Genomic DNA, 13,393 nt, shown 5'->3' on the forward strand with positions numbered 1-13,393 from the left:
AATAATGCAGAACGATATTCCAAAGGCGCCGGGAGCTGTGTTTTTATGCTTGTGAGGCATAAAAACCCCTCTATGATCCGTTTTATGTATGCAGATCGGCTCGATCTCCGGCAGCTCGACGCGTTCGCGGCGGTGATGTCCGCGGGCTCGATCACGGGCGCGGCCCGCATGCTTGGCCGTTCGCAGCCCGCGGTCACAAGGCTGATCCAGGACCTTGAGGGCAAGTTGGGCTACGCCGTTTTGCGGCGCAGCGGCCCGCGCATCGCCCCGACGGAACGGGGCGTCCTCTTCTACGAGGAGGTCGAACGGCTGCTGCAGAGCTTCCGACACGCCAGCGAATGCGCCCGCGCGATCGGCCAGACCGCTGTGCGCCCGGTCGAGATCGCGGCCACGCCGGCGCTGTCGGTCAGCCTGGTGCCGGCCGCGCTCGCGGCCATCGATGCGTCGCTTCTGCCGGCGCGCATTCATGTGAGCGCTGTCGCCGCCGAGCGCGTCGTGCAGGACGTGGTGTCGCGCACTGCCGATTTCGGGCTCGCGACGCTGCCTTTCGAGGAATCCGGTATCGATGTTCACTGGGTCGCCGAGGCGCCCTGCGTTGCGGTGATGCGCGCCGACGATCAACTCGCATCGAAATCAATCGTGAGCCTGCGCGATCTGCGCGAGCGTCGCGTGCTCACTCTGGCAAGTAGGTTACGCCAACGCATCAACGATGTGCTGGCGCGCGCGCGCATCGAAGCGCCGGCGATCATCGAGACGAACGCCTCGTCCGCCGCGCTCGCCATGGCGCGCGAGGGTCTCGGCGTCGCCATCGTCGAACCCGCGACCGCGCATGGGCTGCCCCTCGAAGGGCTGACGATCCGGCCGCTGGATACGCTGATCCCGTTTCTCGTCGGCGCGTTTTCGCCTGCGGGAAAGCCGCTGTCGCCGACGCTCATCGCCTTCAACGACGCGCTGCTTGCAAAGGCGCAGACATTGCTGCCGGGCTTCAAGCTGCGCGCCGGCGCGAGCACGCGGGACGACGCGGCCATGACGCGAGCGAGCGCATGAACGCGTCCTCGCCTCAGGGACTCGCGGCGCTGGAGGCGCGCCTGCAGCAGGATCTGGAATGGCTGGAGCTGCCGTCCAAATCCTGGATTCCCCCGCGCTTCGTCGGCGAGCGCCGAGTGCGCGATGTCGTCATCATGGGCGCAGGCATGGCTGGCCTCGTCGCGTCAGGCATGCTCAAGCGTCTGGGCGTCGACAATCATATCCTCTTCGACGCCGCGCCCGCGGGCCGCGAGGGGCCTTGGGTGACATTCGCCCGCATGCGCAATTTGCGCTCGCCGAAGCAGCTCACCGGACCTGCGATGGGATTGCCGGCGCTCACCTTCCGCGCGTTCTACGAGGCTCAATTTGGCCGTGAAGCATGGAACGCGCTCGGCAAAATCCCGCGCCCGCTCTGGATGGATTATCTCATCTGGTATCGGAAGGTTCTGGCGCTCCCCGTGCAGAACGACACGTTCGTCTCCGATGTCGCAGATGCAGGCGACGGGCTTCTTTCTCTCTCCGTCACTCGCGCCGGCGTCGCGGAGACTGAATATGCGCGCAGGCTCGTTCTCGCGACCGGCCGCGATGGGCTCGGCGGGCCATACCTTCCTGAAATCGCCTATCGCATCGACCCTCAATTCCGCGCGCACTCCGCCGACGACATCGACTTCGCTGCGCTGAAGGGACGACGCGTGGCGGTGATCGGCGCCGGCGCATCTTCGATGGACAACGCCGCGACCGCATTGGAAGCCGGCGCCGCGCGCATGGACCTCTTCATTCGTCGCAGCGACATTCCCCGCATCAACAAGATGACGGGCATCGGCAGCCAGGGCGTCGTGCATGGATTCGCAGGCCTGCCCGACGAGTGGAAGTGGCGCTTCCTCGATTACGCCATGCGCGAGCAGACGCCGCCGCCGCGCGACAGCACGCTGCGCGTCTCGCAGCACGCCAGCGCGCATTTTCACCTTTCGAGTCCGATCATGGATCTCTCGCAGGACGGCGACCATGTCGTGATCGAAACGCCGAAGGGGCGATATCCCGTCGACTTCGTGGTTTTCGGCACAGGCTTCAAGGTCGATCTGGCGAGCCGGCCGGAACTCGCCGCCTTCGCGCCGCATATCCGTCTCTGGAGCGACGGCTCCATTCCCGAGGGCGTCAATCCCAATGCTGAACTCGCGGGATCGCCTTATCTCGGCGAGAGCTTCGAATTTCAGGAGAAGACGCCAGGCGCCTGCCCCGCGCTCGGATCGATCTACTGCTTCAATTTCCCCGCGACGCTCAGTCACGGCAAGCTGACCGGCGATATCCCTGCGATTAGCGAAGGCGCGGACCGCCTCGCCCGCGGCCTTACGCGCAGTCTCTTCGTCGAGGACCGCGCTGCGCATTACGCCAACCTCGAAGCCTTCGCGACGCCGGAACTTCTCGGCGATGAGTGGGCCGATGCTGACGCGCCCGATCTGATGGACGCCGCGTGACGCGATGATGATCGCACGGGCCGCGCAGCGCGTCGGGAGCGGATCGTGATCCGCTATGTGCTGGCGCGTTTCGCGGAAGCGCTGATTTCGGTCTGGGGCGTCGTGACGATCGTGTTCTTCGTGACGCGACTTGTCGGCGATCCCGTCGCGCTTCTGGTTCCGGTCGGCGCGAGCGCGCAGCAGATGGACGAACTCAGCGCCGCGCTTGGCCTCAACCAACCGATGTGGCGGCAATATCTCACTTTCACCGTCCATGTGCTGACCGGCGATTTCGGCCGTTCTTTTCAATTCGGCAGGCCGGCGGCCGAGGTGGTGCTGGAAAGAATGCCCGCGACCATTCAGCTCGCTGCCGCGGCGATCGCGCTGGGCGTGATCATCGGCGGCGGCGCGGGCGCGATCGCGGCTCTGAAGCGCGGCACGCTGGCGGAGCTCGCGGTGATGACGCTCGCGCTGCTCGGACAAGCAACGCCGGTCTTCTGGCTCGGCATCATGCTCATCCTGTTCTTCGCCGTCGATCTCGGCTGGCTGCCCACCGGCGGCTACGGCGCGCTCGGGCATCTCGTTCTCCCCGCCGTGACGCTTGCGGTGTTCGTCAGCGCCTCGATCGCGCGCCTGCTCCGGTCGAGCATGCTCGACGTGCTGAAAGAGGATTATGTGCGCACCGCGCGCTCGAAAGGCCTGATGCCGACGACCATCTTCGTCTGGCATGTGGTGCGCAACGCGCTCATTCCCGTGCTCACCATGATCGGCATCCTGGTCGGCGAACTGCTTGGCGGCTCCGTCGTGACCGAGACGGTTTTCGCCTGGCCGGGCGTCGGGCGGCTGATCGTGCAGGCGATCGAGACGAAGGATTTCCCCGTCATTCAGACCGGCGTCGCGCTCGTTGCGATCATCTATGTCGCAACAAACTTCATCGTCGATCTCTTGTACGCCGTGGTCGATCCCCGCATCCGGGCACGAAGATGATCGTGCGCAACGCCCTTCGCGCCCTCCTGAACAGCCGCGCCGGCCTCTTCGGATTCGCATTGATCGTCGTCCTCGTGGCGCTCGCGCTGCTGGCGCCTGCGCTTGGTCTGCCCGATCCCGTGCGCAGCAATCTGCGCGCGCGCATGCTGGCGCCGACATGGACGGGCCTGTTCGCGCCCGGCCCCCATCCACTCGGCACGGATCAGGTTGGCCGCGACATCCTGAGCCGCATCATTTATGGCAGCCGCATCACGCTGATGGTCGCGGGCTGCGCCGTTATTCTCGGCGGAATCGTCGGCGTGTTTCTCGGCATCGTGGCGGGCTATCGCGGCGGAATCACCGATCGCATCCTGATGCGGCTTGTCGACATCCAGCTTGCGATTCCGCTGATGCTGCTTGCGCTTCTCGTCGTGGCGGCGCTTGGCCCGAGCCTCACCAATCTCATCGTCGTACTCGCGGTCACAAGCTGGATCCGCTACGCCCGCATCGTGCGCGGTCAGGTGCTGACATTGCGCGAACGCGAATTCGTGCAATCCGCGCGCGCCGTTGGCGCGAGCACGATGCGCATCATGATGCGCCACATCCTTCCCAACGTGATGACGCCGGCGCTGGTCGTCGCGACGCTCGAGCTCGCGCGCGTCATCATCATGGACGCCGCGCTGAGCTTCCTCGGCCTTGGCGTGCAGCCGCCCGCCGCGAGCTGGGGGCGCATGCTCGCCGAAGGCCGCGTCTACATCTCGACGGGCTGGTGGATCGTCACATTTCCCGGTCTCGCGATCGTGCTGACGGTGCTCAGCGTCAATCTGTTCGGAGACTGGCTCCGCGACATATTCGATCCAAAGATGAGGACCTGATCATGGCCGCTGCTCAAGGAGCCCGTCAGACCCGACTTCGCCAGAAGATGATCGACGCCCGCGTCGATATCATCGTCGCGTTCAAGCCCGAGAACAGTTTCTATCTCAGCGGCTTCAATCCGATCATCTACAGCCATCCGGTGATCGCGCTGTTTCCTCGCGATGGATCGGACGCTCTTCTTGTCCATGCGCTGCGCGACGATCACGCGCGCGCCTCGACGCACATCCGCGACGTCAGGCTTTACGGCGCCTGGTCGACGAAGGTCACGATGGGGCCAAGCTGGCTCGCCGCGCTGAAGGCGATGCTGGAAGAGCGCGGGCTGGCGACATCCACGATCGGGCTTGAGCTCGACTTCGTCTCAGTCGCCCGCTTCGCCGAGATCAAGGAGGCTTTGCCGGCGGCGATATTCCGCGACGTCTCCGATCTCATCATGGAGGCGCGCACGATCAAGGACGATATCGAGATCGCCCATGCGCGCGCCGCGGCGAAGATCGCGGACATCGGCATGGATGCGGCGATCGCCGAATTGCGGAGGGGCGGCAGCGAACGCGATATCTCTCTCGCCGCCATGGCGGCGATGGATCGCTATTGGGCGGACAATTTTCCGGACAAGGAGGTCAGCGATTTCGGCAGCCTCGAGGGCGGCGTGCAGAACGGACTTTGCTGTTGGGCGCTCGCCGGCGAGCGCATGTTCATGAATTGCGACAACCCGACCAACCGCAAGCCAGCGCCGGGCGAAACCGTCAGCATCCTGATCTGGACCGTCATCGAAGGCATTCATGGCGAGAATGAACGCACTGTGATGGTCGGCGATGTCGCGCCCGAAAAGGAGCGCGCCCTGCAATCGATTCTCGAAATCCGCGGAGACGTCATCGCCGCGATCAAGCCCGGCGCGCGCTATTGCGACCTCTATGAGGTGACGAAACGCGGCCTCGAGGCGCGCGGCTACGGCAAATATCTTCCCGGACGCATTGGCCATGGCATCGGTTTGGGCGCGCATGAGCATCCCTCGATCGACGCGAAGACCGAGATTCCGCTGCTGCCCGGCATGATCATCACCATCGAGCCGAATATCCGCATTCCCGGCGAAGTCGCGACGCAAATCTCCGACACCGTTCTCGTCACGGAGACCGGATGCGAATCTCTCACCCGTTCGGTCGGCGGATTGATCCGGGCCTGACGTGATGGCGCCGCTGCTTCAGGTCCGGAATCTGAGCGTCGCGTTCGACACGCCCGCGGGCGTTGTGCATGCGGTTAACGACGTCTCTTACGATCTTGAAGCAGGCGAAACGCTGGGCGTGGTCGGCGAATCCGGCTCGGGAAAGAGCGTGCATGTGCTCGCGATGATCGGGCTCATCCCGAAGCCGCCGGGTCGCATCGTCTCGGGCGAGGTGCTGTTCGAAGGTCAGGACCTGCTCAGGACGTCCGAGCAAAATCTGCGCGATCTGCGCGGCGGCAAGATCGGCTTCGTCTTTCAGGACCCGATGACGTCGCTCAATCCCGTGCTGACCGTGGAGCGTCAGATTGTCGAAATCCTGATGCGCCATCAGGGAATCGACGCCAAAGCAGCGCGACGGCGCGCGGTCGAGCTGCTCGAAATCGTGCGCATTCCCGACGCCAGCCGGCGCGTCCGGCAATATCCGCACCAGTTTTCCGGCGGAATGCGTCAACGCGTGATGATCGCGATCGGCGTCGCCTGCAATCCGCGGCTGCTGATCGCTGATGAGGCGACGACCGCGCTCGACGTCACCGTGCAGGCGCAGATCATCGACATGATGAAAGACCTGAAGGCGCGTTTCAATTCAACGATCATCTGGATCACTCACGATATGGGCGTGGTGGCGGGGATCGCCGATACGGTTCAGGTGATGTATGCCGGCCGCATCATGGAGCGTGGGCCGGTGGACTCCATCTTTGAGGATCCGCGCAACGCCTACACCTGGAGCCTTCTGCAATCGCTGCCGTCCGCCGAGCGACGCGCGGCGGGCAGGCTCTACCAGATCGCCGGCGAGCCACCTGATCTCTATCGCGTCGCCGATGGCGATCCATTCGCGCCGCGCAATCCGTTCGCCACGTCCCGCTGCTTCAAGGAGAGGCCGCCTCTTCAACCTGTCGCAGGCGGGCGCGCCGATCATCTCGCGGCTGCATGGTATGATCTGCCTGCAGCTCTCGCGGCGCAGCGGACGGGCGCGCCATGACGATAGACGCGCCTCTCCTCGACGTGCGCAACCTGACCAAGGTCTACGGCTCAGGCGGCATTTTCTCTTTTGCAGGCGGACATCCGACACGCGCTGTCGACAACGTCTCCTTTGCAATTTCACACCGCGAGATTCTCGGACTCGTCGGCGAATCCGGCTCCGGCAAGAGCACAACAGGACGCCTCGTCCTGAGGTTGGAAGAACCGACCGCCGGCGAAGTGCGCTTTGACGGCTCGCCTATCACCGGCCTCTCATCCTCAGCGATGAAGCCGTTCCGCCGCGACATGCAGGTGGTCTTCCAGGACCCCTACGCCGCGCTCAACCCGCGCATGACCGCGGGCGATTTCGTCGCCGAGCCTTTCATCGTGCATGGAATCGAGAACTCGCGCGCGCAACGCGCCGAAAAGGTCGCCGGGCTTTTCAAGCAGGTCGGGCTCGATCCCCGCTTCATGTCGCGCTATCCGCACGAATTCTCCGGCGGACAGCGCCAGCGCATCAACATCGCGCGGGCCATCGCGCTGCGCCCAAGGCTGATCGTCGCGGACGAGCCGATCACTGCGCTCGATGTCTCGATCCAGGCGCAGATCGTCAATCTGTTCCAAGATCTCCAGCGCGAACTCGGCGTCGCCTATCTCTTCATTGCGCACGACCTCTCCATGGTGCGTTATCTCTGTCATCGCGTCGCCGTGATGCTTCGCGGCCGCATCGTCGAGATCGGACCGACGGAAGCGATCTTCGAAAATCCACAGCACGCCTACACGCGCTCGCTGTTGTCATCGATTCCGATCCCCAACCCGCGCATCGAGCGGGCGCGTCGACCGATCGCGTTCGACTATGAGCGGGAGAAGCCGGTGCCCGGAGCAGAGTTGCGCGAGGTTGGGCCCGGCCACGCCGTTCTCGTCTGACGGCGTAGCCATTCCGTTGCGCAACGGATGAACCGGACAGGGGAGCCTGACAGCGTCGCTATCACCCCTTCGAAGAACCAAACGCAGCAGCGTGAAGCCTGTTATTTCATCGCCACGGCGTGCCGTCTTGTCGATGTTGACCGATGCCCGCTAGAGTCTTTGGAGAACAGGGCTGCTCAACGATGAATATCGACATCAACGCCGACCTTGGCGAAAGTTTCGGACCGTGGATCATGGGCGACGATGCGGCGATGATGGACGTCATCACCACAGCGAACGTCGCCTGCGGCTTTCATGCCGGCGATCCCTCGATCATGCGCAAGACGGTCGAGATCGCGCGCGCGAAGAGTGTCGCGGTCGGCGCCCATCCCGGCTTCGCCGATCTCGCCGGCTTCGGCCGCAGGCGCCTGCCGGGCATGAGCGCCGCCGAGGTCGAAACCATGACCGCCTACCAGATCGGCGCTTTGCAGGCGATCGCAACGCTCGCCGGCCATCCGATCACGCATGTGAAGACCCATGGCGCGCTCGGAAACATCTGCGCCGAAGATGAATCCTGGGCGCTCGCCATCGGCCGCGCGATCAAGGCCGCCGATCCCAATTTGCTCTTCCTCGTCATGCCCGGCATGCAGACGGAACGCGCGGCGGACAAGCTCGGCCTCACCAGCTTCCGCGAGATCTACGCCGATCGCACCTATGACGACAGCTTCAACCTGACCGATCGCGCGAAGCCGGGCGCTGTCATCCATGATCCCGATCGCGCGGCCGAGCATGTGCTGCGCATGCTGAACGAGCGCGCATTGATCTCGACGAGCGGCAAGCGGCTTGAGGTTGGCATCGACTCGATCTGCGTGCATGGCGATAATCCCGCCTCCGTCTCGCTGGCGCGCCTGCTGCGCGCGAAGCTGGAGTCGCAGGGACTGACCGTGACGCCGTTCCAGCGAGCTTAATCGAGCCAGCGCGGCTTGAAGGCGTTGACGACGCTGTCGAAGAAGTTCGCGGCGAAGAGCATGTTCTTCGCGGGTTGACCAGGCTGCGCAAGAGAGGCGCGCGCGTCGATTTGCTGGCGCTCCTGTTTCGCTGCTGCGACAGCTCTATCGCGCGTCGCGAAACGGAAACGCACGGCCGGCGCAACCGACGCGGACATCGCCAGCAGTTGCGTAAACAGAGGAACCCGCAGAAGTTGCGGAGGCGCATCATTCGGGAGTTCGCCAGATTGGCTACCGCAAAGAAGGGAAACATGGAGCGCCGCCCTCCGTCGCTGGAAGCGCGCATCTATGCCGTCTATTCGACGCTCTCCCCTGCCGAGAAGCGTCTGGCGGACATATTGCTGCAGCATCAGATGGAATTGCCGAGCTACACCGCCGGCGAACTCGCCGACAAGGCTCGAGTATCCAAGGCGACGGCCGCCCGCCTCATTCGATCGTTGGGGTATACGAGCTATCCCGACGCCAAGCGGCGGATTCGCTCAGATCAGCATTGGGGCTCTCCCCGCGCCGGACTTGAAGATCCGGATCAGGCGCCGTCGGGCGCTTCATTCGGCAAATTGGTGCAGGTCGACCTCGACAACATCCGCACGACCGCTGAGAGCATCTCTGAAAAAACATTGGCGGATATCACCACCGCTCTCGCATCGTCACGACGCATCTGGATTATGGGGCTGCGCAGCGGCTATGGGCTGGCGCATCACGCGGCGCATTATTTCAGCCTGATCAAGCGGGACGTGCAGGTTCTGCCGAGCGGCGGCGCCACCCATTCGCACGACATCGCCTCAATTGCGAAAGGCGACGCGCTTCTCGTTATCGCATTCCGTCGCCGCCCACGTCTGTTGCCGGCAATCCTGACCGAGGCCCGCGCCGCCGGCGCGACCACGATCCTGATCACCGATCTGAGCGCCGCGGCGAGCGCCAAAGCGTCCGAATATGTATTGCGCTGCCGGTGTCAGTCGCCGTCGCCATTCAATTCCTTTTCCGCAGCGGTGTCGATCATCAACTATCTCGCCTGGAGCGTGACGACATTGCTGGGCGACGAAAGCCTCGCGCAATTCCGCAAAATCGATCGATTGGTGAAGCTTCTGGACGATGTTTCAACGCCGGGCGAACCGAGCGACAAGGCTTCGCGCTTCAGATCGCAGCGAAAGCAGCAGTCGGCCTGACGTCGATCAAGCTGTCATACGCGATCGGCCGCTCGGTGAGATGACCGTCGCAAATTCCCTTTTGCCAGCGATCATAGGCCGCCTTGTCGATGCGAGGCGTAGTCCACATTCCATGCCGTCGATATTCATCCGCAAGCCGGACAAGCAGATCGGGTTCAAAGCGGGGAAAAGTTTCTGCAAGGAAGCCGCGGTATTGCGCAGCTTCGCGGTCGAGAATCCAGTTCATGCCGCGACCCAGAGCGCGCGCGAACCGCGTCTGAACGTCAAGCCGCCGCTCGTCAGCTGTGCCCTCTGCATAATATACGCTCCAGGGAATGTCGCCGCCAACGACCGCGAGCGGAGCAACGACGCGCCCTCCACCCGCTGCTTCAAGCGCGAGCGCTGACGGATAGTCGATCACGAGATAGTCGCCCATCCCGCCGGCGAAAACACGCGAGAGCAGCGCGCCGTCGAGATCTTGCACATAGCCGACCGACTGCGGATCAGTCCCGTGCTCTCGCAGCAGCATCTTGACGAACAGCCCGACGCTGGCGCCGTTGCTGCCCTTCATGGAAATGACTTTTCCCGACAATTTCCCCCACTCGAATTCTTCAGGGCTTTCGCGGCCGACAATCGCCAAAGGCGCCCGCGCGGCGACCTGCGCGAAAGGCGCGTAAGTCGCGCCGCGTCCGAAATGCATTGAAGGGACCCAGATTCCCCCAAGCACCGCATCGGCCTTCCCGGAGCCCAGCTCGTCGAGAACGAGATCCCATGGCTTTGGCACTGTAACCGAAATCTCGAGCCCTTCATCGCGAAAGAAGCCCTGCCAGCTCGCAACATACTCCGGCAGATAGTTCAGGCTGTGACCTGTGGCGGACACATGAAAAGATTGCATTGGGCCCTCCGCGAAGGCGTTGCGTCAGCGGTTGTTAACGGCGTCCGGAAGCCGCGCGCCGGTGGTTGAATCGAACCAGACGACATCCTCCGCCGCGTAGTCGAGCGCGCAGCGCGCATCGACCGCGATTTTCGGATTTCCAGGGAAGCGCGCGAACACCAGATCGTGCTCAAGCAAACGCGATTCGTCGTTTCCTTCTGCAGAGAGGAGTCGGCAGCCGACGACCGTCTCGGCGCCCAGTCGTTCAACAACTGCAACTTGAGCCGGGATCAGACCGTCGCCATCAAGCCGGAGGCGAAATTTTTCCGGCCTGATTCCAAGAATCAACCGGCCTCCGGGCGGAACGGCGCCGGGATGGCGCCAGCCAAGCGCGTCCGACACGACAAGACACTCGCCGTCATGCGTCACGGTCACGAGATTCATCGGCGGCGAACCGACGAATCGCGCGACGAAGGTGTTGGCGGGATTCTCGTAGACGCCCTCGGGCGTATCGATTTGCTGCACCTCGCCCTTGTCCATGACGATGATGCGCGTGGCCATTGTCATGGCCTCCACCTGGTCATGTGTCACATAGATAAACGTCTTGCCGACCTTGTGATGAAGAGCCGAAATCTCCGTCCGGGTCTGCGTGCGCAGCTTGGCGTCCAGATTTGAAAGCGGTTCGTCGAGAAGATAGAGGGAGGGATTGCGAACAAGCGCCCTCGCCAGCGCCACTCGCTGTCGCTGGCCGCCGGAAAGGCTTGCGGGGCGGCGATCGAGCAACGGCTCCAGTTCAAGCTGCCGCGCGATGCGTTCGGTGCGTTCCGCAATGTCCGGACTCTTCATCATCCGTCTGCGCATGATCGCATTTACGATCGGGATGTGATGCCATGCCTTGAAAGCGTCCATGATCAGCGGAAACGCGATGTTTCCGCGCACGGTCATATGGGGATAGAGCGCGTAGGTCTGGAAGACAAAGGCGACGCCGCGACGGCGAGGCTCCCAGCTATTGGCCCGATCCTCACCGAAGAGAAGGTCGCCGGACGTGATGTCGCTGATGCCCGCGATCATCCGCAGCAAGGTTGACTTTCCACAACCTGAAGGGCCGAGGAGCACCAGAAATTCGCCGTCATGGATCGTTGCATTGAAAGCCTTGATGACGATATTGTCGCCAAACGCTTTGGAGACGTTCTTGAACGTCAAATCGGGCATCGTTTAACCCTTAACAGCGCCGGCGGTCAGGCCGGCGACGATCTTGCGTTGGACGAGCAGGAAAAACACGATCGCGGGAACGCTGAAGACGAGCGCAGCGCCCATCACCGCCGACATTGGCGTCTCATACTGCCCAATAAAAGATGCGAGCCCGACGCTGGCTGGCCATAGCGAACGATCACGCAGGAAGATCGAGGCGAACAGAAACTCATTCCAGCCGGCGAAGAAGGCGATGACCGCAGCGGCGGCGATGCTCGGCATGACCAGCGGCAGGATAATCATGGTGAGAACGCCGATACGCGGGCAATTGTCGATAAGCGCCGACTCCTCGATCTCGTAGGGAACCGCATCCATGGCGCTCTTGAGAATGAAAGCCGCCACCGGCAGCGAAAAGCCTACATTGGCAAGCACGAGACCGAGCAGATTGTTGAGCAACCCCATCGCGATAAACATCGCGTAAAGCGGCACCAGAATGAGCGCTTCAGGCACGACCTGCGTCATGAACAGGAGGAAACCGACAACGCCGCGCCCACGAAATTTGAACCGGCTGAGCGCATAGCCCGCAAGCGAGCCCAGCGCGAGACTGAGCACAGTCACGCCGATGGCGATGACGATCGTGTTCATCAACCATCGTCCCAATGGCAGCGCCAGCAACTCGCTGGCGAGCGCAGGGAGATTCTGAATCTGCAGCCAGGGAACCTGCCCGGTGCTGTAAAGCTCGGAATTGACTGACAGCGCCGTGCTCGCCATCCAGTAGATCGGAAAGCCGGCAAAGGCCACGAGGGCTGCGATCAGCAGACCGCGCACAAGCGCGAGTGTGATTTTCATCGGCGTGATCATCGCGCCATCCATTGCGCGCGCTTGCGTTCGACGATGAAATGAACAGCGGCGACGAGAAGAGCGAGGACAAGCCCGATGACGCCATAAGCGCTCGCCATGCCAAGCTCGTAATTCTCAAACGCCGTCTGCCTGATTTTCACAACGAGCGTGCTTGTGCTGCCGAGCGGGCCGCCGCCGGTCAGGAGATAGATGATGTCAAAGCGGCGGATGGCCCAGACCGCGGTGAGCAAGGAGACGAGTTGCACCGAAGGCAGGATGTGCGGCAGCGTGACATTCCGGAACACATTGAGCCTGTCAGCGCCATCGATCCGCGCCGCCTCCTTTACTTCTTCCGGCGTCGACTGCAGCGCAGCAAGGATGACGAGCATCACGAATGGCGCTGTCTGCCACACCGTGACAATCAGGATCGAGGGCAGCGCCATCTCTGCGCTCGTCAGCCAGTTTATGCGCTCGAGCCCCAGCGCCATTGCGATGTCGTTGAAGACGCCGGACTGGCCATTGTACATCCAGAGCCAGATGAGCGACGTGGCGACGTTCGGCGCCGCCCATCCGAACAACAAAATGGCGCGCACGATGGCGCGCCCGCGAAATGGTTGATTGATCGCAAGCGCGGAGATCACGCCCGCCATCACGCCCAGCACGACTGACGCCGCGGCGTAAAGCGCCGTGATCCGGAGCGAGTCATAGAATCCGGAGTCGGAGAAAAGCCGCTCGAAATTCCTGAGGCCTATATAGCGCCCGGCGTTCGGGTTGATGATCCTGGTGTTGGTCAGGCTCATCCATATTTGCCGCCCGAGCGGACCGAACATGAAGACGCCGAGATAGATGACGGGCGGAAGGACGAACGCGTAAGGCGCGATCGCCCTCGACAAACTACGCCCGCTTGCGACGCTCGCCATCCCCTCCTCCGC

14 protein-coding genes are annotated in these 13,393 nt (G+C 63.1%); 9 read left to right on the forward strand and 5 right to left on the reverse strand.

Features of this window, described 5'->3' with window-relative positions; genetic code table 11:
* Positions 1–84 precede the first annotated feature (84 nt).
* The 8 genes from L8F45_RS15550 (at position 85) to L8F45_RS15585 (ending at position 8,372) form a co-directional block, all read left to right on the forward strand.
* On the forward strand, positions 85–1,047 hold the full coding sequence (locus tag L8F45_RS15550) for a LysR family transcriptional regulator (RefSeq protein WP_342358789.1): 963 nt from the start codon (positions 85–87) through the stop codon (positions 1,045–1,047).
* The gene (locus tag L8F45_RS15555) at positions 1,044–2,501 is read left to right on the forward strand and encodes an NAD(P)-binding domain-containing protein (RefSeq protein ID WP_342358790.1); all 1,458 of its coding nucleotides are present in this window, start codon (positions 1,044–1,046) and stop codon (positions 2,499–2,501) included. Before L8F45_RS15550 ends, L8F45_RS15555 begins: the two co-directional genes overlap by 4 nt.
* Before the next feature lie 45 nt (positions 2,502–2,546).
* Positions 2,547–3,467, forward strand: a complete 921-nt coding sequence (locus L8F45_RS15560; protein WP_342358791.1) for an ABC transporter permease — start codon at positions 2,547–2,549, stop codon at positions 3,465–3,467.
* 2 nt (positions 3,468–3,469) lie between these two features.
* Positions 3,470–4,321: an ABC transporter permease gene (locus L8F45_RS15565; RefSeq protein ID WP_342358792.1), complete on the forward strand. Its 852-nt coding sequence runs from the start codon at positions 3,470–3,472 to the stop codon at positions 4,319–4,321.
* A 2-nt stretch (positions 4,322–4,323) separates the two neighbouring features.
* Positions 4,324–5,502 (forward strand): M24 family metallopeptidase, encoded by a 1,179-nt coding sequence (locus tag L8F45_RS15570; protein ID WP_342358793.1) that lies wholly within the window; start codon positions 4,324–4,326, stop codon positions 5,500–5,502.
* A 4-nt stretch (positions 5,503–5,506) separates the two neighbouring features.
* On the forward strand, positions 5,507–6,520 hold the full coding sequence (locus tag L8F45_RS15575; RefSeq protein ID WP_342358794.1) for an ABC transporter ATP-binding protein: 1,014 nt from the start codon (positions 5,507–5,509) through the stop codon (positions 6,518–6,520).
* Positions 6,517–7,425: an ABC transporter ATP-binding protein gene (locus L8F45_RS15580; protein ID WP_342358795.1), complete on the forward strand. Its 909-nt coding sequence runs from the start codon at positions 6,517–6,519 to the stop codon at positions 7,423–7,425. The genes L8F45_RS15575 and L8F45_RS15580 overlap by 4 nt, the downstream gene beginning before the upstream one ends.
* Before the next feature lie 182 nt (positions 7,426–7,607).
* A complete protein-coding gene (locus L8F45_RS15585; RefSeq protein ID WP_342358796.1) occupies positions 7,608–8,372 on the forward strand; it encodes a LamB/YcsF family protein in 765 nt (254 codons plus the stop codon).
* On the opposite strand, the gene L8F45_RS15590 is transcribed toward L8F45_RS15585, so the two are convergent.
* Positions 8,369–8,545, reverse strand: coding sequence for a hypothetical protein (locus L8F45_RS15590; RefSeq protein ID WP_342358797.1), 177 nt, complete (start codon positions 8,543–8,545; stop codon positions 8,369–8,371). The two genes, L8F45_RS15585 and L8F45_RS15590, sit on opposite strands and share 4 nt — an antisense overlap.
* Positions 8,546–8,662: 117 nt before the next feature.
* On the opposite strand from L8F45_RS15590, the gene L8F45_RS15595 reads away from it, so the two are divergent.
* A complete protein-coding gene (locus L8F45_RS15595; protein ID WP_342358798.1) occupies positions 8,663–9,577 on the forward strand; it encodes a MurR/RpiR family transcriptional regulator in 915 nt (304 codons plus the stop codon).
* On the opposite strand, the gene L8F45_RS15600 is transcribed toward L8F45_RS15595, so the two are convergent.
* Genes L8F45_RS15600 through L8F45_RS15615 form a run of 4 tightly spaced genes read right to left on the reverse strand, consistent with a single transcriptional unit; the run spans position 9,546 to position 13,381 of the window.
* Positions 9,546–10,451, reverse strand: coding sequence for an ABC transporter substrate-binding protein (locus L8F45_RS15600; RefSeq protein WP_342358799.1), 906 nt, complete (start codon positions 10,449–10,451; stop codon positions 9,546–9,548). The two genes, L8F45_RS15595 and L8F45_RS15600, sit on opposite strands and share 32 nt — an antisense overlap.
* Before the next feature lie 24 nt (positions 10,452–10,475).
* Positions 10,476–11,642 carry an ABC transporter ATP-binding protein gene (locus tag L8F45_RS15605; protein ID WP_342358800.1) on the reverse strand — a complete coding sequence of 389 codons (1,167 nt, stop codon included), beginning with the start codon at positions 11,640–11,642 and terminating at the stop codon, positions 10,476–10,478.
* 3 nt (positions 11,643–11,645) lie between these two features.
* Positions 11,646–12,482 carry a carbohydrate ABC transporter permease gene (locus L8F45_RS15610; protein WP_342358801.1) on the reverse strand — a complete coding sequence of 279 codons (837 nt, stop codon included), beginning with the start codon at positions 12,480–12,482 and terminating at the stop codon, positions 11,646–11,648.
* On the reverse strand, positions 12,479–13,381 hold the full coding sequence (locus L8F45_RS15615) for a carbohydrate ABC transporter permease (RefSeq protein ID WP_342358802.1): 903 nt from the start codon (positions 13,379–13,381) through the stop codon (positions 12,479–12,481). Before L8F45_RS15615 ends, L8F45_RS15610 begins: the two co-directional genes overlap by 4 nt.
* Positions 13,382–13,393: the final 12 nt, after the last annotated feature.

Origin of the sequence: Terrirubrum flagellatum (genome assembly GCF_022059845.1) — a bacterium.
GTDB classification, from domain to species: Bacteria; Pseudomonadota; Alphaproteobacteria; order Rhizobiales; family Beijerinckiaceae; genus Terrirubrum; species Terrirubrum flagellatum.